The organism is Pseudomonas sp. HD57-3, from assembly GCF_056113135.1.
The window spans coordinates 455,392-479,589 of the sequence record NZ_CM148568.1; the positions used below are offsets into that span (position 1 = coordinate 455,392).

General features: G+C 62.1%; 22 protein-coding genes. 13 read left to right on the top strand and 9 right to left on the bottom strand.

All coding sequences use genetic code 11. The features are described from left to right. The first annotated feature begins 155 nt into the window (after positions 1–155). The 3 genes from gabD to AC0R79_RS02010 all read left to right on the top strand — a co-directional run bounded on the left by gabD (position 156) and on the right by AC0R79_RS02010 (position 4,415). Positions 156–1,598, top strand: coding sequence for an NADP-dependent succinate-semialdehyde dehydrogenase (gene gabD / locus AC0R79_RS02000; protein WP_011331898.1), 1,443 nt, complete (start codon positions 156–158; stop codon positions 1,596–1,598). Between the two features lie 186 nt (positions 1,599–1,784). Beyond that, entirely contained in the window at positions 1,785–3,062 is a 1,278-nt protein-coding gene (gene gabT, locus AC0R79_RS02005) for a 4-aminobutyrate--2-oxoglutarate transaminase (RefSeq protein ID WP_007957613.1), read from the top strand. A gap of 141 nt (positions 3,063–3,203) precedes the next feature. Then, positions 3,204–4,415 carry a response regulator gene (locus AC0R79_RS02010; RefSeq protein WP_102687459.1) on the top strand — a complete coding sequence of 404 codons (1,212 nt, stop codon included), beginning with the start codon at positions 3,204–3,206 and terminating at the stop codon, positions 4,413–4,415. A gap of 27 nt (positions 4,416–4,442) precedes the next feature. Here the strand turns inward: AC0R79_RS02010 and AC0R79_RS02015 are convergent, their stop codons facing one another. Next, on the bottom strand, positions 4,443–5,432 hold the full coding sequence (locus tag AC0R79_RS02015) for a GGDEF domain-containing protein (RefSeq protein WP_474732973.1): 990 nt from the start codon (positions 5,430–5,432) through the stop codon (positions 4,443–4,445). Between the two features lie 145 nt (positions 5,433–5,577). Then, positions 5,578–6,762: a delta-9 fatty acid desaturase DesA gene (gene desA, locus AC0R79_RS02020; protein ID WP_115076129.1), complete on the bottom strand. Its 1,185-nt coding sequence runs from the start codon at positions 6,760–6,762 to the stop codon at positions 5,578–5,580. A gap of 146 nt (positions 6,763–6,908) precedes the next feature. On the opposite strand from desA, the gene dibA reads away from it, so the two are divergent. The 6 genes from dibA to AC0R79_RS02050 all read left to right on the top strand — a co-directional run bounded on the left by dibA (position 6,909) and on the right by AC0R79_RS02050 (position 13,115). Beyond that, on the top strand, positions 6,909–8,828 hold the full coding sequence (gene dibA, locus AC0R79_RS02025; protein WP_474732975.1) for a phosphodiesterase DibA: 1,920 nt from the start codon (positions 6,909–6,911) through the stop codon (positions 8,826–8,828). Positions 8,829–9,018: 190 nt separating this feature from the next. Further along, complete coding sequence (gene oscA, locus AC0R79_RS02030) at positions 9,019–9,201, top strand: sulfur starvation response protein OscA (RefSeq protein WP_007952821.1); 183 nt, start codon at positions 9,019–9,021, stop codon at positions 9,199–9,201. A gap of 132 nt (positions 9,202–9,333) precedes the next feature. After that, complete coding sequence (locus tag AC0R79_RS02035) at positions 9,334–10,347, top strand: sulfate ABC transporter substrate-binding protein (protein ID WP_007952819.1); 1,014 nt, start codon at positions 9,334–9,336, stop codon at positions 10,345–10,347. 70 nt (positions 10,348–10,417) lie between these two features. Beyond that, the gene (gene cysT / locus AC0R79_RS02040; RefSeq protein ID WP_007952818.1) at positions 10,418–11,236 is read left to right on the top strand and encodes a sulfate ABC transporter permease subunit CysT; all 819 of its coding nucleotides are present in this window, start codon (positions 10,418–10,420) and stop codon (positions 11,234–11,236) included. A gap of 13 nt (positions 11,237–11,249) precedes the next feature. After that, positions 11,250–12,122: a sulfate ABC transporter permease subunit CysW gene (cysW, locus tag AC0R79_RS02045; protein WP_064361637.1), complete on the top strand. Its 873-nt coding sequence runs from the start codon at positions 11,250–11,252 to the stop codon at positions 12,120–12,122. Positions 12,123–12,125: 3 nt separating this feature from the next. Beyond that, complete coding sequence (locus tag AC0R79_RS02050; protein WP_102687462.1) at positions 12,126–13,115, top strand: sulfate/molybdate ABC transporter ATP-binding protein; 990 nt, start codon at positions 12,126–12,128, stop codon at positions 13,113–13,115. 123 nt (positions 13,116–13,238) lie between these two features. Here the strand turns inward: AC0R79_RS02050 and AC0R79_RS02055 are convergent, their stop codons facing one another. After that, a complete protein-coding gene (locus AC0R79_RS02055) occupies positions 13,239–13,763 on the bottom strand; it encodes an Mpo1 family 2-hydroxy fatty acid dioxygenase (protein ID WP_474732978.1) in 525 nt (174 codons plus the stop codon). A gap of 85 nt (positions 13,764–13,848) precedes the next feature. On the opposite strand from AC0R79_RS02055, the gene AC0R79_RS02060 reads away from it, so the two are divergent. Next, positions 13,849–14,532, top strand: a complete 684-nt coding sequence (locus AC0R79_RS02060; RefSeq protein ID WP_474732979.1) for a Crp/Fnr family transcriptional regulator — start codon at positions 13,849–13,851, stop codon at positions 14,530–14,532. 124 nt (positions 14,533–14,656) lie between these two features. Here AC0R79_RS02060 and uraH read toward each other — a convergent pair whose 3' ends face one another. Beyond that, complete coding sequence (gene uraH / locus AC0R79_RS02065) at positions 14,657–15,067, bottom strand: hydroxyisourate hydrolase (RefSeq protein ID WP_262161237.1); 411 nt, start codon at positions 15,065–15,067, stop codon at positions 14,657–14,659. Between the two features lie 16 nt (positions 15,068–15,083). Beyond that, positions 15,084–15,566 carry a GlcG/HbpS family heme-binding protein gene (locus AC0R79_RS02070; protein ID WP_474732980.1) on the bottom strand — a complete coding sequence of 161 codons (483 nt, stop codon included), beginning with the start codon at positions 15,564–15,566 and terminating at the stop codon, positions 15,084–15,086. Positions 15,567–15,702: 136 nt separating this feature from the next. On the opposite strand from AC0R79_RS02070, the gene AC0R79_RS02075 reads away from it, so the two are divergent. Together AC0R79_RS02075 and AC0R79_RS02080 are read left to right on the top strand one after the other, a co-directional pair. Beyond that, positions 15,703–16,383 (top strand): heavy metal response regulator transcription factor, encoded by a 681-nt coding sequence (locus tag AC0R79_RS02075; RefSeq protein WP_474732982.1) that lies wholly within the window; start codon positions 15,703–15,705, stop codon positions 16,381–16,383. Next, positions 16,373–17,758, top strand: a complete 1,386-nt coding sequence (locus AC0R79_RS02080) for a heavy metal sensor histidine kinase (RefSeq protein WP_127796579.1) — start codon at positions 16,373–16,375, stop codon at positions 17,756–17,758. Before AC0R79_RS02075 ends, AC0R79_RS02080 begins: the two co-directional genes overlap by 11 nt. A 131-nt stretch (positions 17,759–17,889) precedes the next feature. On the opposite strand, the gene AC0R79_RS02085 is transcribed toward AC0R79_RS02080, so the two are convergent. Continuing rightward, positions 17,890–18,894, bottom strand: coding sequence for an AraC family transcriptional regulator (locus tag AC0R79_RS02085; RefSeq protein WP_474732983.1), 1,005 nt, complete (start codon positions 18,892–18,894; stop codon positions 17,890–17,892). Positions 18,895–18,994: 100 nt separating this feature from the next. Here AC0R79_RS02085 and AC0R79_RS02090 point away from each other — a divergent pair, with 100 nt between their 5' ends. Then, the gene (locus tag AC0R79_RS02090; protein ID WP_474732984.1) at positions 18,995–20,068 is read left to right on the top strand and encodes a fatty acid desaturase; all 1,074 of its coding nucleotides are present in this window, start codon (positions 18,995–18,997) and stop codon (positions 20,066–20,068) included. Between the two features lie 53 nt (positions 20,069–20,121). Here AC0R79_RS02090 and AC0R79_RS02095 read toward each other — a convergent pair whose 3' ends face one another. Genes AC0R79_RS02095 through AC0R79_RS02105 form a run of 3 tightly spaced genes read right to left on the bottom strand, consistent with a single transcriptional unit; the run spans position 20,122 to position 24,157 of the window. Continuing rightward, positions 20,122–21,732, bottom strand: coding sequence for an arylsulfatase (locus AC0R79_RS02095; protein ID WP_375744842.1), 1,611 nt, complete (start codon positions 21,730–21,732; stop codon positions 20,122–20,124). Between the two features lie 14 nt (positions 21,733–21,746). Continuing rightward, a complete protein-coding gene (locus tag AC0R79_RS02100; protein ID WP_127796583.1) occupies positions 21,747–22,562 on the bottom strand; it encodes an ABC transporter ATP-binding protein in 816 nt (271 codons plus the stop codon). Next, entirely contained in the window at positions 22,559–24,157 is a 1,599-nt protein-coding gene (locus tag AC0R79_RS02105; protein WP_474732987.1) for an ABC transporter permease, read from the bottom strand. The genes AC0R79_RS02100 and AC0R79_RS02105 overlap by 4 nt, the downstream gene beginning before the upstream one ends. Positions 24,158–24,198: the final 41 nt, after the last annotated feature.

Sequence of the window (24,198 nt, forward strand, 5' to 3'; positions counted from 1 at the left end):
TCCTTATCCAGGTGCTGAGCCGCACGCGTTTTGAGTCGTGCGCTATTTATGTGCCAGCCCGGTAAATGATTTCCCTGACGGCAGCCTTGCGAGGCGCCTTTCTACAATCATAATTTTGCTCCGCGCCTTGCGCGGTGCTGTTAAGGAAAGCCGACATGCAGCTTAAAGACACCCAGTTGTTCCGCCAGCAAGCCTTCATCGATGGCGCATGGGTCGACGCGGACAACGGTCAGACGATCAAGGTCAACAACCCGGCCACTGGCGAGATTCTGGGCACCGTGCCGAAGATGGGCGCTGCCGAAACCCGCCGTGCCATCGAAGCCGCCGACAAGGCGCTGCCGGCCTGGCGTGCACTGACCGCCAAGGAGCGTGCAGGCAAACTGCGTCGCTGGTTCGAACTGATGATCGAGAACCAGGACGACCTCGCTCGCCTGATGACCCTCGAGCAAGGCAAACCGCTGGCCGAAGCCAAGGGCGAAATCGTTTACGCCGCTTCGTTCATCGAGTGGTTCGCCGAAGAAGCCAAGCGCATCTACGGCGACGTGATTCCGGGCCACCAGCCGGACAAGCGTCTGATCGTGATCAAACAGCCGATCGGCGTGACCGCTGCCATCACCCCGTGGAACTTCCCGGCGGCGATGATCACCCGTAAAGCGGGTCCGGCCCTGGCTGCCGGTTGCACCATGGTGCTCAAGCCTGCTTCGCAAACCCCGTTCTCCGCATTCGCTCTGGCCGAACTGGCCCAGCGCGCCGGCATCCCTAAAGGTGTGTTCAGCGTGGTGTCCGGCAGCGCCGGCGACATCGGCAGCGAGCTGACCAGCAACCCGATCGTGCGCAAACTGTCCTTCACCGGCTCGACCGAAATCGGTCGTCAGCTGATGTCGGAATGCGCCAAGGACATCAAGAAAGTCTCCCTCGAACTAGGCGGCAACGCGCCGTTCATCGTGTTCGACGACGCGGACCTGGATAAGGCCGTCGAAGGCGCGATCATTTCCAAGTACCGCAACAACGGGCAGACCTGCGTTTGCGCCAACCGTCTGTACATTCAGGATTCGGTCTACGACGCGTTCGCCGAGAAGCTGAAAGTGGCAGTCGCCAAGCTGAAGATCGGCAACGGTCTGGAAGAAGGCACCACCACCGGCCCGCTGATCGACGAGAAAGCCGTGGCCAAGGTGCAAGAGCACATCGCTGACGCGGTGAGCAAAGGCGCAACCGTTCTGGCCGGTGGCAAGCCGATGGAAGGCAACTTCTTCGAGCCGACCATCCTGACCAACGTGCCGAAAGACGCGGCGGTGGCCAAGGAAGAAACCTTCGGTCCGCTGGCGCCACTGTTCCGCTTCAAAGACGAAGCCGACGTGATCGCGATGTCGAACGACACCGAGTTCGGTCTGGCCTCGTACTTCTACGCTCGCGACCTGGGCCGTGTGTTCCGTGTGGCTGAAGCCCTGGAATACGGCATGGTCGGCGTCAACACCGGGCTGATCTCCAACGAAGTCGCGCCGTTCGGCGGCATCAAGGCCTCGGGCCTGGGCCGTGAAGGCTCCAAGTACGGCATCGAAGATTACCTGGAAATCAAATACCTCTGCCTGGGCATCTAAGCCTCGGTAGAAGATCGCTGTAAACGCAAAGGGCACGAGAGCGCTGTCCCTTTGCGTCGTTTCAAACCGGAATTTTCTCTGCGGCCGGGAACGCCGTGGCAGTCGATCATCGCATGCTGCCACCGCCGATTCCTCCCGCTTTATCCTTGAACCACGCCGCCCGATGAGCGGCGAATGAGGACTGTAATGAGCAAGACTAACGCTGAACTGATGGCCCGTCGTACCGCAGCTGTTCCACGTGGTGTTGGCCAGATTCACCCGATCTTCGCCGAGTCCGCGAAGAACGCCACCGTGACCGACGTTGAAGGTCGTGAATTCATCGACTTCGCCGGCGGTATCGCCGTACTGAACACCGGCCACGTGCACCCGAAAATCATCGCCGCCGTGACCGAGCAACTGAACAAGCTGACCCACACCTGCTTCCAGGTACTGGCCTACGAGCCGTACGTCGAGCTGTGCGAGAAAATCAACGCTCGCGTACCGGGCGACTTCGCCAAGAAAACCCTGCTGGTGACCACCGGTTCCGAAGCCGTTGAAAACGCCGTGAAAATTGCTCGTGCCGCCACTGGCCGCGCTGGCGTGATCGCCTTCACCGGCGCTTACCACGGTCGCACCATGATGACCTTGGGCCTGACCGGTAAAGTCGTGCCTTACTCGGCCGGCATGGGCCTGATGCCAGGCGGCATCTTCCGCGCGCTGTACCCGAACGAACTGCACGGCGTGAGCATCGACGACTCGATCGCTTCCATCGAACGCATCTTCAAGAACGACGCCGAGCCGAAAGACATCGCCGCGATCATCATCGAGCCTGTACAGGGTGAAGGTGGTTTCTACGTCGCGCCGAAAGAATTCATGAAGCGTCTGCGCGCTCTGTGCGACCAGCACGGCATCCTGCTGATCGCTGACGAAGTGCAGACCGGCGCTGGCCGTACCGGCACCTTCTTCGCCATGGAACAGATGGGCGTTGCTGCCGACCTGACCACTTTCGCCAAATCCATCGCTGGCGGCTTCCCGCTGGCCGGTGTCTGCGGTAAGGCCGAATACATGGACGCCATCGCTCCAGGCGGCCTGGGCGGCACCTACGCCGGTAGCCCGATCGCTTGCGCCGCGGCCCTGGCCGTGATGGAAGTGTTCGAAGAAGAAAAACTGCTGGATCGCTGCAAGGCTGTCGGCGAGCGTCTGGTCACCGGCCTGAAAGCCATCCAGGCCAAGTACCCGGTGATCGGCGAAGTCCGTGCACTGGGCGCGATGATCGCCGTCGAGCTGTTCGAAAACGGCGACAGCCACAAGCCAAACCCGACCGCCGTCGCGGCTGTCGTGGCCAAGGCGCGTGACAAGGGCCTGATCCTGCTGTCCTGCGGCACCTACGGCAACGTTCTGCGCGTCCTGGTACCGCTGACCTCGCCGGACGAGCAATTGGACAAAGGCCTGGCGATCATCGAAGAGTGCTTCTCGGAGCTGTAATCCGTAGCACCGTGTGATCGGATCGACAAAAAACCCGCTTCGGCGGGTTTTTTCATGTCTGGAGAAACACTTGCGCGGTTTTCAGGTTGTACCGAAACGCCAGCATTGGCTAAGGTTCAAGCATTGCAAGGGAGGGCGAGCATGACTGCCGTCGATTTACCCGCTGTACCCCGAGTGCTGATTGCCGAGGCCGACCCATGGTCTCGAGACCTGCTCAAACAAGTGTTGCTGAATGTGCGCTGCGATGCGCGGCTGGACCTGTGCGCCGATGGCCAGGAGGCAATGACGCTGCTCAGCGAAGTCCCCTATGACCTGGCGATCGTCGACTGGGAGTTGCCCGGCGTCGATGGCTTGAGCGTGTTGCGCAGTGTCCGCCAGCGCAAACGCAATCCGCCGCTGCCGTTCATTCTGATGAGCAGCCGCAATGACAGCGCCAGCGTGCGCGAAGCCCTGCCGCTGGCGCCGACCGCCTACCTGGCGAAACCCCTGAACATGGAAAGCCTGACCGAGCGTTTGCAGGGTCTGCTGCTCAATGCCGGCGAGGAAGTGTTCTGTGAAGTACCGGCGCTGGCGCCGGGCATGACCCTGTCTGTGTTTCTCGAACGCCGCCGCGAGCAGGCCGATGGCGCGCCGCTGATGACCGACGTGCAAGTGGCGGTCAAACGCAGCCTCAACCCCAACGGCCTGGACCTGAAGCTGCTGGAAGAGGAAATCCGCACCGATCCGCAGATCACCGCCGTGTTGATCGCAGCGTCGAACAGCGCCGCTCAGCATCATGGCGCGCCAGTGCAGACCCTGGCGCAGGCGCTGCATCGCTTGGGCACCGGGCAGAGCATGAACCTGATTCTTGGCCTTGCACTCAAACGCAGCGCCCGACTCAGCGACCCGTGTCTGGCCGACTACGCCGAGCGCTATTGGGGCCTGTCGCTGCACACCGCCGAGTACGCCCGCACGCTGGCACGGTTGCTCGATCTGGATCAGGAGCGCTGCTATTGCGCCGGGATGCTCCATCGCCTCGGCGATCTGGCGTTGCTGCGTTGTCTGCAGGAGTGGAAGCAGGCCGGCGGCGAGCTGGATGAGCTGGAGGAAGTCGGCGATGCGCTGGCCGAATTCGGTGCTGCCTATGGTTCGGCGTTGCGTACCCGCTGGCGCCTGCCGCTGGAGTTGCGCGAGCTGATTGCCTCGGTCTACCAGCTCGGTGGCGGGGTGTATTCCCGCGAGGCGCTGGTGATGAACATGGCGGCGCAGATGGCCCGGCTGACCGAGCATGAAGGCGTTGAAGAACTGGCGAAGAGCCGCACGGCGCGCTTGCTCAAAATCGGCTTGCCGGAGCTGATGCGGATGCGCAAATAGCGGCTTGATTGCGCATCCGGTCTGGAATCAGGCGGAAATGATCCGGTTCTTGCCCTGCCGTTTGGCCTCGTACATCGCTGCGTCCGCGCGGGCGAACAGGGTGTCGAGGCTTTCGTCTTCCAGGGTGAGGCTGGTCAGGCCCTGGCTGACGGTGATGCCGAACGTCTGATCGGCGTGATTGAAGCTCAGCCGCTGGATTTCCCGTTGCAGCCGTTCGGCCACCTGCATCGCCATGTCCGGCGCACAACCCGGAAAAACCGCAGCAAATTCCTCACCGCCAATCCGCCCGAACAGGTCTCCCCGGCGTAACGAAGCACGACCGCATTCGGCAATTCGTTGCAGCACGTTGTCGCCTTCGGGATGGCCGTAGGTGTCGTTGATCACCTTGAAGTCATCGATGTCCAGCAGCAGGAACGCCAGTGGTGCGCCCTGCAGGCGGGCGTTTTCGAATTCACGGTGGGCGCATTCGAAAAAGTGACGGCGATTGCTGCTCTGGGTCAGCACGTCGGTGGTGGCCAGGCGTTGCAGCTCGGTTTCCATCTGCTTCTTGTCGGTGATGTCTTCGGCGATGCCGACGATGATCACCGGTTGCCCCGGTTCGTCCTGACGGTTGATGAAGCACTTGTCGCTGATCCAGCGCACCTGGCCGTCGGCGGCGATGATCCGGTACTCGCGGTCTTCCACGGCGCCTTTGTGCAGCACTTCGGCGAGGCTGCGTTCGGCGTATTCCAGATCGTCCGGGTAGATGCTGTCGCGCCACTGGTTGTAGTCGGCCAGCAGCAGGGCGGCGGAGCGGCCGAAAATCCGTTCGTAGGCGGGGCTGACGTAGAGCACCTGACGGGTTTCCCAGTTGAAGGCCCAAAGCACGGCGTTGACGCTGACCAGCAGCGAGCTGAACAGCTGCTCGCGCTCGCTCAGCCGGGCGACTTCGCCCTGGGCGTGCATCAACGCCATCAGGGTTTGCGCGGCCTCGGGCCACTGGGGAGGGGATGAATCTTTTTGATTGTTGTTGACCATCGACACGAATCTCAAAGGGCGTGCCGGGAAGTCGACAACGGCCACGGGAAAGCCCGCCGGGGGTGGCGAAGTGTCTTTGAGATAGGGGATCTGGGGTGAAGTTCCGAAGGGTGCGCCCGGGAACCGGGCGCACCGATCAACGGCATCAGACGGCGGCTGGGCGCAGCGAGTAGGTTTTCAACTGGTCGGCGAATTCACGCAGAGACTGGATGCCACTGGCCTCGGCCTCGTGTACCCATTCCTTGATGGCGGCGAGCATGTCGTGGCCATTTGCGCTGGTCTTGACCCAGATCTGCTGCAGGGCCAGGCGTTTCTCGTAGATTACCTTCAGCGCCTGACTGTGCTCGAGCATGTTCTGGATGCGCGCGTGGTGGCGATCTTCCAGCAGGCTGGTTTCCCGCGACAGCAGGCGTTTGGCCCGGTGGAACTGGTGGCGTACCGAATGATCGACCTTGGCCAGTTCCTGCTTCACCAACGGGCCGATCACCAGCTTGCGGTACTGGGCCATGATCTGGAAGCGGTTGTTGAGGATCGCCATGGCGGTGTCCATGTCCAGGCTGCCCTTGCCTTCGACGCGGTGGGCGATTGGCGCAACACGCTGGACCTTGGCCAGACGCAGGAAGCTGAAGACCTGGATCCAGGCCCAGCCGAGGTCGAACTCCCACTTCTTGACCGACAGCTTGGCCGAATTGGGGTAGGTGTGATGGTTGTTGTGCAGTTCTTCGCCGCCGATCAGGATGCCCCATGGCACCAGATTGGTCGCCGCGTCGCGGCATTCGAAGTTGCGGTAACCGACGGCATGGCCGAGACCGTTGACCACGCCGGCCGCCCAGACCGGAATCCACATCATCTGGATTGCCCAGATGGTGATGCCGATGGTGCCGAACAGCAGCAGGTCGACGACAGCCATGATCGCCACGCCCAGCAGCCGGTAACGGCTGTAGAGGTTGCGCTCGATCCAGTCTTCGGGGCAGTTCTTGCCGTAGATGCGCAGGGTTTCCGGGTTCTGCGCTTCTTCGCGGTACAGCTCGGCACCTTTGCGCAGGACAGTGGACAGACCCTTGACGACCGGACTGTGCGGGTCGTCTTCGGTTTCGCATTTAGCGTGGTGCTTGCGGTGGATGGCGGTCCACTCGCGGGTGTTCTGCGCCGTGGTCAGCCACAGCCAGAAACGGAAGAAATGCTTCAGCCCGGCATTCAGCTCCAGGGAGCGATGGGCCGAGTAGCGGTGCAAGTAGACCGTGACGGCAACGATCGTCACGTGGGTCATCACCAGGGTGACGGCGACCAGTGACCAGGCCGACAAGCCAAGAAAACCTTCGTACCACATAGGCTATAGGGCCCTCGATAAAGAAAAAACAGCCGTTGCATTATCACCAAGCACACAGATAAAACCAGTCGCCCTTTCAGATAAGAGATGGCTGGATGTTTCTTGACCTATAATCCCGACATTTTTGTAGGGACATGGACGGCCGAATGTCTGCCACATACCGCGATGCTTTGCGTGCAGCGCTGCTTTACCTGGTCCTTGCCGTTGTCTGGCTGCAAGGCACTGGCTATTTATTGAACAGTTTCTTCGATAACTCTGACGAACTGCTGCGCTGGCAACTGATCAACGGCTATCTGTTCGTAGCGCTCAGCGCCGGGTTGATCTTCCTGGCCCGGTCGCGGCTGTTCGAATGCCTGGGGATCGGTGCCCGATTGCGTGAGCGCCAGGCGGATCGCGAAAGGCTGCGTCAGGCCGCTGCGGTATTCGATTGCACCCGCGAAGGCGTGCTGGTCACGGACCGGCTGGGGCTGATCGTGCACGTCAATCGCGCCTTCATGGAAATCACCGGCTATCAGCGTGAAGAAGTGATTGGCCAGCAGCCCAGCCTGTTCAAGTCCGGGCACCATCCGCCGGGGTTTTATCAGGCGATGTTCGCCACGTTGCAGGCGCAGGACGAGTGGAGCGGCGAGATCTGGAACCGCCGTAAAAGCGGCGAGATCTACCCGCAATGGCAAACGATCCGGGTCATTCGTGACGATGACAACCGGCTCAGCCATTACGTCGCGGTGTTTTCCGATATCAGCGCGATCAAGGATTCCGAGCACGAACTCAAGCACCTGGCCCACCACGATCCGCTGACCGACCTGCCCAACCGCCTGCTGTTCAGCGATCGCGCCGAACAAGCGCTGGCATCGGCGCAGACCCACAAGCGCGGTTGCGCGCTGCTGATGATCGATCTGGACCACTTCAAACTGATCAACGACAGCCTCGGCCACAACATCGGTGACCGTTTGCTCAAGGCGGTCGCCGCGCGTTTGCAGGCGCTGTTCGGGCCGGGCATCACCCTGGCGCGGCTGGGCGGCGACGAGTTCGCGGTCCTGCTGGAAAGTTGTCCACAGCCGGCGCAGGCGGCGGCGCTGGCTCAGCGCATTCTCGATGCGCTCAAGGAGCCGTTCTGCCTCGACGGCCATGAACTGTTCATCAACGCCAGCCTCGGCATCAGCCTGTTTCCCAGCGATGCACTGAGCGCCGAGCAGCTGTTGCGCAACGCCGACGCGGCGCTGTTCAAGGCCAAGAGCAGTGGCCGCAACGGCTACGCGCTGTACACCGAAGAACTCACGGCCCACGCCCAGCAGCGGGTCGAGATTGCTTTCGAACTGCGCCGCGCACTGGAGCAGCAGGAGCTGCGGGTCTACTACCAACCGGTACACGACCTGAAAACCAGTCGCCTGATCGGCGTCGAGGCGCTGGTGCGCTGGGAGCATCCGCAGCGGGGCCTGGTGTCGCCGGCGGAGTTCATCCCGATTGCCGAGCGCACCGGGCTGATCTCGGAAATCGACGCCTGGGTCATGCAGCAGGCCTGCCGGCAGATGTGCCAATGGCAGCAGGCCGGGGTGGTGCTGTCGTTTGTCGCGGTGAACGTGTCGTCACGTTTGTTCGCCCGTCGCGAGTTGTACGAGCAGGTTGCGCAGGTGCTGCACGAGACCGGCCTGGATCCGGCCTATCTGGAACTGGAAGTCACCGAAAGCGCGGTGATGGACGATCCGGAAGTCGCGCTGGAGCAGATGCACCGTCTGCGCGAGCTGGGCATTCGCTTGGCCATCGATGATTTCGGCACCGGTTATTCGTCGTTGCTGCGACTCAAGCGCCTGCCGGTGCAGAAGCTCAAGATCGATCAGGGATTCGTCGCCGGCCTGCCGTGGGACGAGGACGACGCGGCGATCGTCCGGGTGATTATCGCCCTGGCCCGCAGCATGGGCATGCAGGTGCACGCCGAGGGCATCGAGCAGGCGGAACAGGCGGCGTTCCTGCTGGGCCAGGCCTGTGATCTGGGGCAGGGCTACTGGTTTGGGCGGCCTGTTCCGGAAGCGCAAATCGACTGGAATCGGGCGCCCTTGATCGGTTGAGGGCGGCCTGCGGCGGGTTTGTCGGCGGGCAAATCCGCCGCAAACCCTTGCTGCATCACATAATGTTTTCCAGTTATATAAACATTCTTAAATAGTCTTTTTAAGAATATCCAAAGCTCTCTTATATTGCTCCCACGCCGAACGCAGTGCCGCCCACTGCCAGGCATATCCCATACAAAGGAGCAGCACCATGAGCGCATCCCTGCGTAGCGTTGACGGTCAGGACGAAAGCACCATCTTGCGCGAAATCCAGAGCGCCTTGCGCGACCTGCGTTTCGGCGCGGTGGAAATCACTGTGCATAACGCCCAGGTGGTCCAGATCGAACGCAAAGAGAAATTCCGTCTGCAGCAACCGGGTAACAAACCGGCCTGATTCGTAGTCTGCGGCAGCTCCTGCGGGGAGCTGTTGGCAGAAGCTGCCACAGGCTGCGGTCGTTGAACGAGCAACCCGATTCCAGCAATCCATAAGAAAAAGCCACCACCAAGAATTCCAGGAGCTTTCACCATGTCGTCGATTCGCCGTTACGCTTTGGCCGCTCTGGCCAGTGCTGTGTTTGCCGGTTCCGCGGTTGCCAAGGATTACGAACTGCTCAACGTGTCGTATGACCCGACGCGCGAGCTGTATCAGGATTACAACGCCGAGTTCGTGAAGTACTGGCAGTCGGAGCACGCCGGCGACACCGTGAAAATCCAGCAATCCCACGGCGGTTCGGGCAAGCAGGGCCGTGCGGTGATCGACGGTCTGCGCGCCGACGTCGTGACCCTGGCCCTGGCCGGCGACATCGACGAAATCGCCAAGCTCGGCAAGACCCTGCCGGCTGACTGGCAGAAGCGTCTGCCGGAAGCCAGCACCCCGTACACCTCGACCATCGTGTTCCTGGTGCGCAAGGGCAACCCGAAAGGCATCAAGGACTGGGGCGATCTGGTCAAGAACGATGTCTCGGTGATCACCCCGAACCCGAAAACCTCCGGCGGTGCGCGCTGGAACTTCCTCGCGGCATGGGCCTACGGCCTGAAAGCCAACGGCGGCAACGAAGCCAAAGCCAAGGAATACGTACAGACCCTGTTCAAGCACGTTCCGGTTCTGGACACCGGCGCGCGTGGCTCGACCATCACCTTCGTCAACAACGGTCAGGGTGACGTGTTGCTGGCCTGGGAAAACGAAGCCTTCCTGGCGCTGAAAGAAGACGGCGGCAAGGACAAGTTCGACATCGTCGTGCCTTCGCTGTCGATCCTCGCCGAACCACCGGTGGCGGTAGTCGACAAGAACGCCGAGAAGAAGGGCAACGAGCAGATCGCCGAAGCCTACCTCAAGCACCTGTACAGCCCGGCCGGCCAGGAAATCGCGGCGAAGAACTTCTACCGCCCGCGTGACAAGGACGTGGCAGCCAAGTACGCCCAGCAGTTCCCGAAACTGGAACTGGTGACCATCGACAAGGACTTCGGCGGCTGGAAAACCGCACAGCCGAAATTCTTCAACGACGGTGGCGTGTTCGACCAGATCTATCAGGCGCAGTAAGTTTCAATAGCCTAAAACGAGCCCCGGATTTATGTTCGGGGCTTTGCGCGTTCTCAAACCAAGGACTTTTATGTCGCGTCGTATCTCCCCCGTCATACCCGGCTTCGGGCTGACGCTGGGCTACACCTTGGTGTACCTCAGCCTGATTGTGCTAATCCCGCTGGCGGCGATGTTCGTCCACGCCGCCCAACTCACCTGGGACCAGTTCTGGACGATCATCTCCGCGCCCCGCGTTCTCGCCGCACTGAAGCTGAGCTTCGGCACCGCGCTGTGCGCCGCGATCATCAACGGCATCATCGGCACGTTGCTGGCGTGGGTGCTAGTGCGCTACACGTTCCCGGGACGCAAGGTGATCGACGCGATGATCGATCTGCCGTTCGCCCTGCCGACCGCCGTGGCCGGTATTGCCCTGACGGCGCTGTACACGCCGACCGGGCTGGTCGGGCAGTTCGCCGCCGACCTCGGATTCAAGATCGCCTACACCCCGCTCGGGATCACCCTGGCGCTGACCTTCGTGACCCTGCCGTTCGTGGTGCGCACGGTGCAGCCGGTGCTGGCCGACATCCCGCGTGAAGTCGAAGAAGCGGCCGCGTGCCTCGGTGCCAAACCGTTGCAGGTGTTCCGTCACATCCTGCTGCCGGCGCTGTTGCCGGCCTGGCTGACCGGTTTTGCCCTGGCGTTTGCCCGGGGCGTCGGCGAGTACGGTTCGGTGATTTTCATCGCCGGCAACATGCCGATGAAAACCGAGATCCTGCCGCTGCTGATCATGGTCAAGCTCGACCAGTACGATTACACCGGCGCTACCTCCATCGGCGTGTTGATGCTGGTGGTTTCCTTCGTCCTGTTGCTGCTGATCAACTTGCTGCAGCGGCGGATCGAAACCCCATAAGGAGGCGCGAACCATGTCCCAATCGTCTATTGCGGCCGCTTCCTCGGCCAACGCCGCCCGCCGTGGCAGTGCCACTTCGCGGCGGATCCTGATCGGCCTCGGCTGGCTGATTTTCTTCCTGTTTCTGCTGCTGCCGCTGTTCATCGTGGTGTCCCAGGGATTGAAGAACGGCCTCGGCGCGTTCTTCACTGCGATCTTTGAACCGGATGCCTTGTCGGCCCTGAAACTCACCGTGATTGCGGTGCTGATTTCGGTGCCGCTGAACCTGGTGTTCGGCGTCAGTGCCGCCTGGTGCGTGAGCAAATACTCGTTCCGCGGCAAGAGTATGCTGGTGACGCTGATCGACCTGCCGTTTTCGGTATCGCCGGTGATCGCCGGTCTGGTCTACGTGTTGATGTTCGGCGCCCAGGGCCTGTTCGGGCCGTGGCTACAGGATCACGACATCCAGATCGTCTTCGCCCTGCCGGGCATCGTGCTGGCGACGATCTTCGTCACCGTGCCGTTCGTGGCCCGTGAGCTGATCCCGCTGATGCAGGAACAAGGCACTCAGGAAGAGGAAGCCGCGCGTCTGCTCGGCGCCAATGGCTGGCAGATGTTCTGGCACGTGACCGTCCCCAACATCAAATGGGGCCTGATCTATGGCGTGGTGCTGTGTACCGCGCGGGCCATGGGTGAGTTCGGTGCGGTGTCGGTGGTTTCCGGGCACATTCGCGGGGTGACCAACACCTTGCCGCTGCACGTCGAGATCCTCTACAACGAATACAACCACGTGGCCGCGTTCGCCGTGGCGAGCCTGTTGCTGATCCTGGCGCTCTTCATCCTGCTGCTCAAGCAGTGGAGCGAAAACCGTATCAACCGCCTGCGCGCCAGCGCCGCGGAGGAATAATTCATGTCGATCGAAGTGCGTAACGTCAGCAAGAATTTCAATGCGTTCAAGGCGCTGGACAACATCAGCCTGGACATCCACAGCGGTGAACTGGTGGCGCTGCTCGGCCCGTCCGGCTGCGGCAAGACCACCCTGCTGCGCATTATTGCCGGTCTGGAAACTCCGGATAACGGCAACATCGTGTTCCACGGCGAAGACGTATCCGGCCATGACGTGCGGGATCGCAACGTCGGTTTCGTGTTCCAGCACTACGCCCTGTTCCGCCACATGACCGTGTTCGACAACGTCGCATTCGGCCTGCGCATGAAGCCGAAAAACCAGCGCCCGACTGAAAGCCAGATCGCGACCAAGGTCCACGAGCTGCTGAACATGGTGCAACTGGACTGGCTGTCGGATCGTTATCCGGAACAACTGTCCGGCGGCCAGCGTCAGCGTATCGCCCTGGCCCGTGCACTGGCGGTAGAGCCGAAAGTACTGCTGCTCGACGAGCCGTTCGGCGCCCTCGACGCCAAGGTGCGTAAGGAGCTGCGCCGCTGGCTGGCGCGCCTGCACGAAGACATCAACCTGACCTCGGTGTTCGTGACCCACGACCAGGAAGAGGCGATGGAAGTGGCCGACCGCATCGTGGTGATGAACAAGGGTGTGATCGAGCAGATCGGTTCACCGGGCGACGTCTACGAAAACCCGGCCAGCGATTTCGTCTATCACTTCCTCGGCGATTCGAACCGTCTGCATCTGGGCGATGACAACCACGTGCTGTTCCGTCCGCACGAAGTGTCGCTGTCGCGGCATGAGCTGGAGGATCACCACGCCGCTGAAGTCCGCGATATCCGGCCGCTGGGCGCGACCACGCGGGTGACGTTGAAGGTTGAAGGCCAGTCGGATCTGATCGAGGCGGAAGTGGTGAAGGATCACGACAGCCTGACCGGGTTGGCGAAGGGTGAGACGTTGTTCTTCAAGCCGAAGGTCTGGCAGAAAGTCGCCAACGTTTGATCTCGCTCGTTCCCACGCTCTGCGTGGGAACGCCGCTATGGACGCTTCGCGTCCACTGTGACGCGGAGCGTCACGGGATTCATTCCCACGCAGAGCGTGGGAATGAGCGAGCCGGGCAGTGGTTCAGACAGCCGCGCGATTCGGATTGACCCGCACCACACCCGCCCGCACCTCGATCTGCTCTTTCAGCTCATGCCGCATCCCGAGCATGAACGCCAGTTCGGCCACCACAAACAGCGGCCCGACAATCAACCCGCTCAAGTCATCGACAAACGCCGGTTTGCGCCCTTCATAGTGGTGCCCGACAAACTGGATCACCCAGCCAATCACGAACATCGCCAGACCGCTGCTGAGCCAGACCATGGTGCTCTGCTGCGCCAGGACGTGCCCGGCCCAGACCGACAGCCCCATCAGTACGGTCATCAAAACCCCGAGTTTCAGTTCCAGGCGCAGGTAAAACCACGCCGAAGCAAGGGCGGCAATCACCGCCGGGGAAATCCACAACTCGCCCACCGACCATTCCGGCCGCGACAACAGCACGGCCACCGCCACCACAATCAGCGGAATCCCGATAAAGTGGCTGGCGATGTTGCGCGGGTCACGGTGGTAAGCGGCGTATTGACTCAAATGATCGACGAGGCTTTTCATTGTTGTTCCTCCTGTAGGGTGATCGAATCATGCCCCGGGTTCACGGCTCGCTCTGTCAGGCAGGCGACAATCTTTAGGAGAACGCATGGATAAGGTCTGGCGCGAGCGCCTGCTGACCGGGCAATGGTTCAGTCATCTGCCTTCGTCCTTTCAGGATAGTCTGCTGGCAGCGGCCCGGGAGCGGCGGCTGGCGGCGGGGCAGCGCTTGTTCCAGCGCGGTGATGCGCCGTGCGGGCTGTACGCGGTGCTAGATGGTGCGGTGCGCATCGGCGCGGTCAGCGAGCAGGGCAAGGAGGCATTGCTGAGCCTGGTGGAGGCGCCGCACTGGTTCGGCGAAATCTGCCTGTTCGATGGTCAGCCACGTACCCACGATGCTTACGCGGTCGGGCCTTGTACCCTGCTGAACATTCCCCAGGCTACGCTGCTGAAACTGCTCGACGAACATCCCATTTACTGGCGGCATCTGGCTTTGCTGATGAGCCACAAATTGCGCCTGACCTTCATCAACCTCGAACAGCTGAGCTTGCTGCCGGCCCCGGCGCGTCTGGCCCATCGCCTGCTGATGATCGCCGAAGGCTACGGCGAACTGGATCCGCCACGCCGGGTGCTGCAACTGCCCCAGGAGCAGCTGGCGTCGATGCTGTCGCTGTCGCGGCAGACCACCAACCAGATCCTCAAGGAGTTGCAGGGGCAGGGGATAATCGGCTTGAGTTATGGCGAGATCGAAATCCTCGACGCTGTGCGATTGCGCGCACTGGCGACCCTCTAAAAGACACCGACAATCTCCTGTGGGAGCTAGCCTGCTAGCGATTGCGGTCGATTAGCCAACATCGAGGTGGCTCACAGATCTAATCGCTAGCAGGCTAGCTCCCACAAGGAGTCTTGCGACCTTCTTATGAACCGCGATAAGTGGAGAAGCCATACGGGCTGAGCAGCAGCGGAATGTGGTAGTGCTGATCCGTCTGCTTCACTTTGAAAATCACCGGAATCTCCGGAAAAAACGTCTCGTGCTTCGCCTTCTCGAAATACTCACCGGTCTTGAACACCACCCGATACTCACCGGCTTCGAACGGTTTGTTCGCCGGGAACAGTTCGGCGATCCGCCCCTGTTCATTGGTGGTGCCCTGCGCCAGCGGCTGCCAGTCCTGGCCCACGTGGCGTTCCAGCGTCACGTTGATACCCGGAGACGGCAGGCCGTTTTCCAGATTGAGTACATGCACGCTCAGCGGATTGCCGGCGGCCAGCGCCAGGCTCGAAAAAGCGCTCAAGCCAAGCGCGGCGAAAGTCATGCGCAGTGGGGTCATGGTGATGCTCCTGGGTTCAAATACGGTTGATGGAAAGGCCGACGATGTCGGCAGCCTTGATCGCGCAGTTCTCGTCTTGCTCGCCGCCGCCGGAACCGGCCACGCCCATGGCGCCAACCAGTTCCTTGCCAGCGAACAGCGGGATGCCGCCGCCGAGTAACAACAGCTCGTCGAGGGTATTGAGGTTGGCGGTTTCCGGGTTGCTGCGGGCGCGCTCGGCGAACAACCGGGTCGGGGTCTTCGTCGATAGCGCGGTGTAGGCCTTGCGTTGGCTGGCGGCGGTGTTGTGCGGGCCAATACCGTCGCCGCGCAAGGTCACCAGCAGGTTGCCGCCTCGGTCGAGCACCGACACCGTGGCGGTGCATTTTTCCAGCGCCGTGTCGGCCAGCAGCCGTGCGGTTTTCAGATCGAGATCGGCGTGTCGAGGCAACTCAGGCGCGGCGATTGCGGCAGTGCCGAAGCTGATTGCCAGGCTGGCAATCAAGTATTTGACGGTCATGGGCAGGCTCCAGAAGCGAAGGCCGCCACCTTATCCGCCGGTCCCCGTCGAAACCTCGTCAGCCGGATTACAAGTTTGTAATGGGCAACACGGCCGAAGGGGCCTAGCCTGTGCCTCTGATCAATCGAGGTGTGCCATGCGTTTGCTGGTCGTAGAAGATGAAGCAAAAACCGCGAATTTCCTCGCCAAAGGGCTGGGCGAGTCGGGTTTCGCCGTGGATGTGGCGCTGAATGGCCTCGACGGGCGCTACTTCATCGAGCAGCAGGCATATGACCTGGTCATCCTCGACGTGATGCTGCCGGGCCTCAACGGCTGGCAATTGCTCCAGCTGATCCGCCAGCGTGGCGCCACGCCGGTGCTGTTCCTGACAGCGAAGGATGCCATCGAAGACCGCGTGCGCGGCCTCGAACTGGGTGCCGACGACTATTTGCTCAAGCCGTTCGCCTTCGCCGAATTGCTGGCGCGGGTGCGCACATTGTTGCGGCGCGGGCCGATGCGCGAAGCCGAGTCGTACAGCATCGCCGATCTGGAAATCGACGTACTGCGCCGCCGGGTCAGCCGTGGCGGCCAGCGCATCGCCCTGACCAACAAGGAATTCGCCCTGCTGCATCTACTTGCCAGCCGACAGGGTGAAGTGCTGTCGCGCACGCTGATTGCTTCGCAGGTGTGGAACCTGAATTTCGACAGCGACACCAACATGGTCGAAGTCGCGGTGCGTCGGCTGCGTTCGAAAGTCGACGATCCGTACATGCCCAAACTGATCCACACCGTGCGCGGGGTCGGCTATCAACTCGAAGCACCCGACGATGCGCGCTAGATCCATCGCCTGGCGCCTGGCCCTGGCGTTCGCAGCCGTCTGTGCGTTGGTGCTCAGCGCGATCGGCGTGTTCCTGTATCGCTCGCTGGCCTCGGAAATCGCCTGGCGCGACGACATGGCGTTGCTCGGTCGTCTGGAACAGGTGCGCGCGCTGCTCGCCGACAGCGACAGCCTCGACGCCTTGCAGGCGCGGCCACGGCTGTACCAGAACATGCTCGGCAACCTCGACAGTCTGCTGCTGGTGCAGCGCGCGGACGGCTCGAATGTGATCACGATCAACCCTCACCAACGCGCACTGCCGTCCGTGCAGGCCATCCCCCGGGATCAACCGCCGCAACGCCGCGATGTGCTGACCTGGCAGGCGGCGGACGGTGTCGAACTGGCCTTGTTGTCAGGTCAGGCCCAAGGGCCTAACGGCGAAGCACTGACCGTGATCGCCGGCAAGGTCTTGAGCGAGCGCGAGCAGATGCTCGGCAGCTATCGCCTGCGCTTGTATCTGGCCGTCGGCCTGGGTGCCGTGCTCGCCTTCACGCTGGGCCTGGTGCTGTTGCGCCGTGGTTTGCGGCCTCTGCGCAAGCTGAGTGAAGCACTGCGCGGCATCGACCTGCGCAGCCTCGACCAACGCGTCCCCACCGCCGGCACGCCAGCGGAATTGCTGGAACCGGTGCACGCGCTGAACGGCATGCTGGTGCGGCTGGACGACGGCTTCCAGCGCCTCTCACAGTTTTCCGCCGACCTCGCCCATGAAATCCGCACGCCGCTGCACACCTTGCTCGCGAGCAACGGCCAGGCACTGAATTACCCGCGCAGCAGCACCGAGTATCAGGAAGTGCTGGCGTCGAACATGGAAGAGTTCGAACGGCTCAAGCGCATGGCTGAAAACCTGATGTTTCTCGCCCGCGCCGAGCAAGCTGAGCGAGCGCTCGATCTGCGCACGCTGGAACTGCACGAAATCGGCGATGAGTTGTGCGACTACTTCGAGGCCCTGGCCGATGACCGGGAAATCCGCCTCGAAAACACGCTCAGCGGAGAATTGCTGGCGGATCAGCAACTGCTGCAACGCGCCTTGGGCAATCTGCTGGCCAACGCCGTACGTCATGCCGATGCCGGCTCGGTCATCAGCCTGTGCCGGCGCGATGAGCCGGGCATGTGCTGGCTGCAAGTCCACAACCTCGGCCCGGTCATCGCGGATGAACATCTGAGCAAACTGTTCGATCGCTTCTACCGCGTCGACCCGTCCCGCGCGGAACCGGGAGATTCTGGCGGATTGGGACTGGCGATCGTGCAGTCGATCATGCAGTTGCATGGGGGGCGGGTGCGGGTGAGTAGTGATGCAAATGGCACCGTGTTTGAACTGGGGTTTGTGGTGACCTGACGGGCGCTTTCGCGGGCAAGCCCGCTCCCACAGTGGTCGAGGTATGACGCGGATTTTTGTACACCCCGATCCTTGTGGGAGCGGGCTTGCCCGCGAAGAGGCTGGTCGATTCAGTACAAATTCCAGGCCCGTCAGCGCAACTGATCCCGAAACTGCCCCGGCGTCATCCCCGTCCAGCGTTTGAACGCGCGACTGAAGCTGCTGGTGTCGGCAAATCCCAACAGATAACTGACCTCGCTCAGCGAGCATTGCGGATCGCGCAGGTGCAGCAGCGCGAGGTTCTCGCGGCTTTCATTCAGCAGGGTGTCGAAGCGACAACCCTCGTCCGCCAGGTGGCGTTGCAGGCTGCGCAGGCTCAGGTGCAGGGCCTGGGCGATGCGTTCGGCGCTGGGCTCGCCTTCGGGCAGTTGTTCTTCGATGGCGTCGCGCACCTTGCGCTCCCAGGTCAGTGGCTTGAGCTGGGCGAGGGTGCGTTTGAGCACCGCTTCGTTGTGCTCGGCCAGTTCCGGGTTGGCGTCGTCCAGGTGGCTGTCGAAGTCGGTGAGGGCGAATTCGATCCGGTCTTCTTCGGCGGAAAAATGCACCGGCGAGCGGAACACCTTGTGCCATTGATGCGCATTGGCCGGTTCCGGGCGACGCAGGTACACCGCCAGCGGTGCGTAGTCGCGGCCCAGGCGATTGCGGCAGGTGCGTACGTAGATCGCGGCGAAGGCGTCGATGGCTTCGAAGGCCGGAGCGGGGTTGCCGGCCGGGATTTTCAGGCGAAACCGATAGCGGTCTTCGGTGCGGATCAGCTCCAGTTCCAGCGCGTCGCTGACCACCTGGTGATAACGCACGATCCGCTCGAACACTTCCCGCAGGCTGCCGCTGGCCACCAACGCATAGCCCAACGCGTGAAACGTCGTGGGGCTGACGAAGCGCGACACCCGCAAACCGATCGCCGGATCGCCGCTGACCTGCACCGCGATTTCCCACAGGCGTGTGGTCGCGGACAACGGATAGCGGGCGTTCGGGTCGTCCATCAATTGCGGATCGAGCCCGGCCTGCTGACACAGGGCAGTGCTGTCCAGCCCCAGCGCGTCGAGTTGCTTGCGCAGGGCACGGGTCCAGCTGGCGAGAGAAGTCGGTTCCTTCATGCTGATTGGCGCTTCCGGTCAACAGGTTGGCGTTCTCGGCTACCGCGTTCGGAATCCGCGCGGGGCAGGATACGAACATCAATAACCAGAGGATGGAAGCATGGACCGTACTTCTGCAAGTCCCCAGCGACACAATGCTGCCCAGCGATCAGCGCATATTCGCGAAGTGGTGCTGGCCAAAGGCGTCGAGCTGCGCGAGCGCTACCCGATTCTCAACCATCAGGACGCCCTCGGCGCGGGGATTCTGGCGTTTGCCCTGGCCGGGATGATCGGTTCGGCGGCGCTCTACATCACCGGGCACATGGCGTGGTGGGCGTGCCTGCTGCTCAACGCGTTTTTCGCCTCGCTGACCCATGAGCTCGAACACGACCTGATTCACAGCATGTATTTCCGCAAACAGCGGGTTCCGCACAACCTGATGATGGGCCTGGTGTGGCTGGCGCGGCCGAGCACGATCAACCCGTGGATTCGCCGTCATCTGCACCTCAATCATCACAAGGTGTCCGGCACTGAAACCGATATGGAAGAACGGGCAATCACCAACGGCGAGCCGTGGGGTTTCGCGCGGTTGCTGATGGTCGGTGACAACGTGATGTCGGCGTTCATCCGCATGCTGCGGGCCAAGACCTGGGCGCACAAGTTCAGCATCATCAAACGCACTTTGAAGGTCTACGCGCCGCTGGCGCTGGTGCATTGGGGGGCTTGGTATGTGTTTCTCGGGTTCCATGCCGCCAACGGGATCGCTTACCTGATGGGCTCGCCGATCGAATGGTCAGCGACCACGTTGTCGGTGATGCAGGTGATCGACATCGCTGCTGTGGTGATCATCGGGCCGAACGTGTTGCGCACCTTTTGCCTGCACTTCATCAGTTCGAACATGCATTACTACGGGGATGTGGAGCCGGGTAATGTGCTTCAGCAGTGCCAGGTGCTGAATCCGTGGTGGCTGTGGCCGTTGCAGGCGTTCTGCTTCAACTTCGGCAGCAGTCACGGGATTCACCATTTTGTGGTGAAGGAGCCGTTTTACATTCGCCAGTTGACGGTGCCGGTGGCGCATAAGGTGATGCGGGAGATGGGGGTTCGGTTTAATGATTTTGGGACGTTCGGGCGGGCGAACCGGTTTGTTCGCAAGGAAGAAGTCCAGCAGAAAGAAGTGCAGACGGCTCAGGCTTGAAGGTATCCGAAGCTATCGCCGGCGAACCGGCGATAGCCTTACATCAGCCCCCCTCAATCCGGCTGAAACGGCGACTCACTCAAAATCACCCCGGTCTCCTCCACATACCGCTGCCAATGCTCGATCAGCGCTTCAAGCTTCTGCGGCTGACTCGACGCCAGATCATGAATCTCCCCCGGATCACTCCCCAGGTCATAAAGCTGCCAGGTCGCCGGCCCCACTGGCCCAGGGATCCACACCGCCTTCCACTGCCCCTGCCGAATCGCCCGGCGCCCGAACAACTCCCAGCCGGTAACGGTGTGTTCGTCATGCACCTGCGCCGTCTCGCCGGACAGGAAACCCAGCCACGATTTACCACGCAACGGCGCCACCGGTTTGCCGTGCCACTGCTTGCCCGGATGGCGCACGCCGGCCAGATCGAGGATGGTCGGCGTGATGTCCATCACCGTGCCGAAACCATGGCTGATCTGCCCCTTCAGCGGCAGCTGCGGATAATGCAGCAGCGCCGGAACGCGGATCCCGCCCTCGGTGGTGAACGCCTTGAACAGGCGTGACGGCGCGGTCGCCACCTGCGCCCAGTTCGGCCCGTACCAGACGTAGGAATTGGCGCGGCCAATGTTGTCGAGGCTGTTGTCGTAGTGTTGGCTCAGGTAGGTCACCAGCTCCGGACCGAATTTCGGGAAGGCTTCCAGCAGCGCGCCTTCGGCACCGTTGTCGGACATGAACAGGATGAAGGTGTTGTCGAGCTGGCCCTGCTGGCGCAGGTAATCGATGACGCGGCCGATATTCCAGTCCATGCGCTCGACCATCGCTGCGTAGACCTCCATTGCCCGGGCGGAAATCCGTTTTTGCTCATCGCTCAGCGCGTCCCATTGCGCGGTCAGCTGGATCAGCGGATGCGGCTCGACATCCGGCTCGATCAGCCCCAGCGACTTGAGTTTTTCCAGACGTTCGAGGCGCAGCACTTCCGGCCCCGCGTCGTAGCGGCCACGGTATTTTTCGACGATGTCGGCGGGCGCCTGCAACGGCCAGTGCGGTGCGGAAAACGGCAGGTAGGCGAAGAACGGCCGGCTCTGGTCACGCTCCTTGAGGTACTGCAACAGCTTGTCGCCGAAGGCGTCGGAGGAATAGAAATCCTTCGGCAATTCGTCGACGAAGGTGTCGTCCTCGATGTACAGCGCCGGGGTGGATTTCAGCAGGCCGGGCGTGTGTTCATCGTAGGTCGGTTCGAATCCGTAGTGGTTGGCCGCGCCGGGTAGCAGCGAGAACGAACGCTCGAAGCCACGGGCGTGGGGCGCCAGTTCGGCAGTCAGGCCCAAGTGCCATTTGCCGCTCATCAAGGTCTGGTAACCGGCCTCGCGCAGCAACTCCGGCAACGCGACGACACGGTCGTTGAGATAGCCCTCGTAACCCGGTTTGCCGATCAGCTCCGGGGTCAGGGTTTCAGCCATGGTGCCGATGCCGGCGATGTGGTGATCGGTGCCGGTGAGCAGCATCGAGCGGGTCGGCGAGCAGGTCGGTGCGGTATGAAAATCGGTCAGGCGCAGGCCGTTATTGGCCAGGGCATCAAGGTTCGGCGTGGCGATTTCGCCGCCGAAGGCACCGATGTCGGAGAAACCGAGGTCATCGGCCAGTATCACCAGAAAGTTGGGACGTTGCGGCATCAACAGGCTCCTGTTCAGCAGGCAATGAACGACAGCGGCAGATCGCGGATCTGCACCGGTGCGCTCGGTTGGTAATGGTCGTCACTGGTCAGCTCGTGCAGCAGTTCTTCGCGCAACTGGTGGAAGTCGAAACTGCTGCGCTGGCGCGGATGGGGCAGGGCGATGTCCACCACCTGTTTGATCCGGCCGGGGCGCGGTTCCATCACCACCACGCGGTCGGCGAGGAAAATCGCTTCCTCGACATCGTGGGTGACCAGAATCGTGGTGATCTTTGCCCGCTCGCGAATCGCCAGCAGCTCGTCCTGCATCTGCTGGCGGGTCAGTGCGTCGAGGGCGCCGAAGGGTTCGTCGAGCAGCAGGATCCGTGGGCTCGCCACCAGACCGCGAGCAATCGCCACGCGCTGGGCCATGCCGCCGGAGAGTTGATGCGGGTAGGCGCGGGTGAAGTCGCGCAGGCCTACCAGCTCGATGAAATCATTGATGCGTTGCTGCTTTTCGGAGGCAGCCAGCGGCTCGTTGACCAGGCCCAGGCCGATGTTGTCGGCCACCGTCAGCCACGGGAATAAACGGTGTTCCTGAAACACGATGCCGCGCTCGCCGCCAATGCCATTGACGGCTTTGCCATCGACGCTGATCTGCCCGCGAAATTGCGTGTCGAGGCCTACCAGCAAGCGCAGCAAGGTGGATTTGCCGCAGCCGCTGGAACCGACGATGGCGACGAATTCGCCCTCGGCAATGTCGAGGTTGAATTCGCGAATCGCCTCCAGTTCGAAACCGTCGACGTCGAAGGATTTGCCTACATGGTTGAAGCTGACAATCGGTGCGTTCATGCGTGTCTCCAGCGGGTGGCGCGGATTTCCAGGCGTTGGCCAATGAGGTTGAGCAGGGCGCCGGTGAGGCCGACCAGCAGCATCCCGGCCATGATCAGGTCCATGCGCAGCAGTTGTTGGGCGCCGATCATCTGGCTGCCGATGCCGCCGTTGGACGGCATGAAATATTCGGCGCCGATGGTGCCGAGCCAGGCGTAGATCAGGCTCAGGCGCAGGCCGGCGAAAATCCCCGGCGCGGCGCCCGGCAATACCAGTCGACGCAGACGCTGGCCGAGGCTCAGGCGCAGGACCTGCGCGGCTTCGTTGAGTTGTGGCGAGAGGTTGGCGACGCTGCGTTGGGTTGCGACAAACAACGGAAAGAATGCGGCAAGGGCGACGAACACCCACTTCGCCAGTTCGCCCAGACCGAACCATGCGGTGAGCAGCGGGACCCAGGCGAAAATCGCGATCTGGCGCAGGGCGGCGAGGGTCGGGCCGAGCACGCGTTCGCTGGTGCGCGAAAGACCCAGCAGCAAACCCAGCACGAGGCCGAGGCCGCCGCCAATCAACAAGCCGCCGAGGGTGCGACCCAGGCTCAGGGCCATGCCGGAGATCAACGTGCCGTCGAGCAATCCGTTTTTGGTCGCCTCAAGCACCACCCACGGGCTGACCAGAATGTTGGCGTCGACCCATTGCTGATCGACTGCCAGTTGCCACAGCGCAAACAGCGCCAGTGGCAGCAGCCACGGCTGCACGCGTTGCCAGCCTTCGTAGCGTGGGCCGCGACGGATTTCCGCCGTGGCTGGGTGCGGCCAGTGCACCAGTTTTTTGTCCAGCAGGCCGATGCCGCGATCCATCGCCACGCCGATCAGGCCGATCACTACGATGCACACAAAGACGATGTCGAGCATGAACAGCTGCCGGGCCCAGACCATCAGGTAACCGATGCCTTCGCTGGAGGCCAGCAGCTCGACGGCGAGCAACGAAGTCCAGCCAGCGGCCAGTGCCAGGCGTACGCCGGCCATGAATGCGGGGAGGGCGGCGGGCAGCACCAGTCTGCGAATCAGCAACTGTGGCGGCAGGCGCAACACGGCGGCGGCTTCGCGCAGTTTCGGTTGCGCGTCACGCACGCCGACCAGCGTGTGCAGGGTCACCGGCACCACGATGGCCTTGATCAGCACCACCAGTTTCAGCGTTTCGCCGATGCCGAAAAACACCATGAACAGTGGAATCCACGCCAGCGTCGGCACCTGGGCCAGGCCGGCGAAAGTCGGGAAGATCAGGCGTTCGAGACGACGGCTGAAACCCAACGCCGCACCGAGTACTGCGCCGGCTGTAACGCCCGCCAGCAGGCCCCAGAACAACCGTTGCAGACTGATCCACAAATGGCTCCATAACTCGCCCTGGGACAACTCGATCGCGCTGTTCCACACCAGTGACGGCGCGGGCAGGATCTGTTCGCTCATCCATTGATTGCGCGCCGCCAGCCACCACAGGGCGAACAGTCCGAGCGGTAATATCCAGGGTAAAACGCGGTGGCTCAGGCTTGGCCAGGTACGCCGGCTTTTCAACGGCGGTGCGGCCAGTGGCAGGCTGAGCAGGGATTCACGGGCCATGGTGACCTCCGTTGTCGGGTTGGATCGAGTCAGCGGAATTA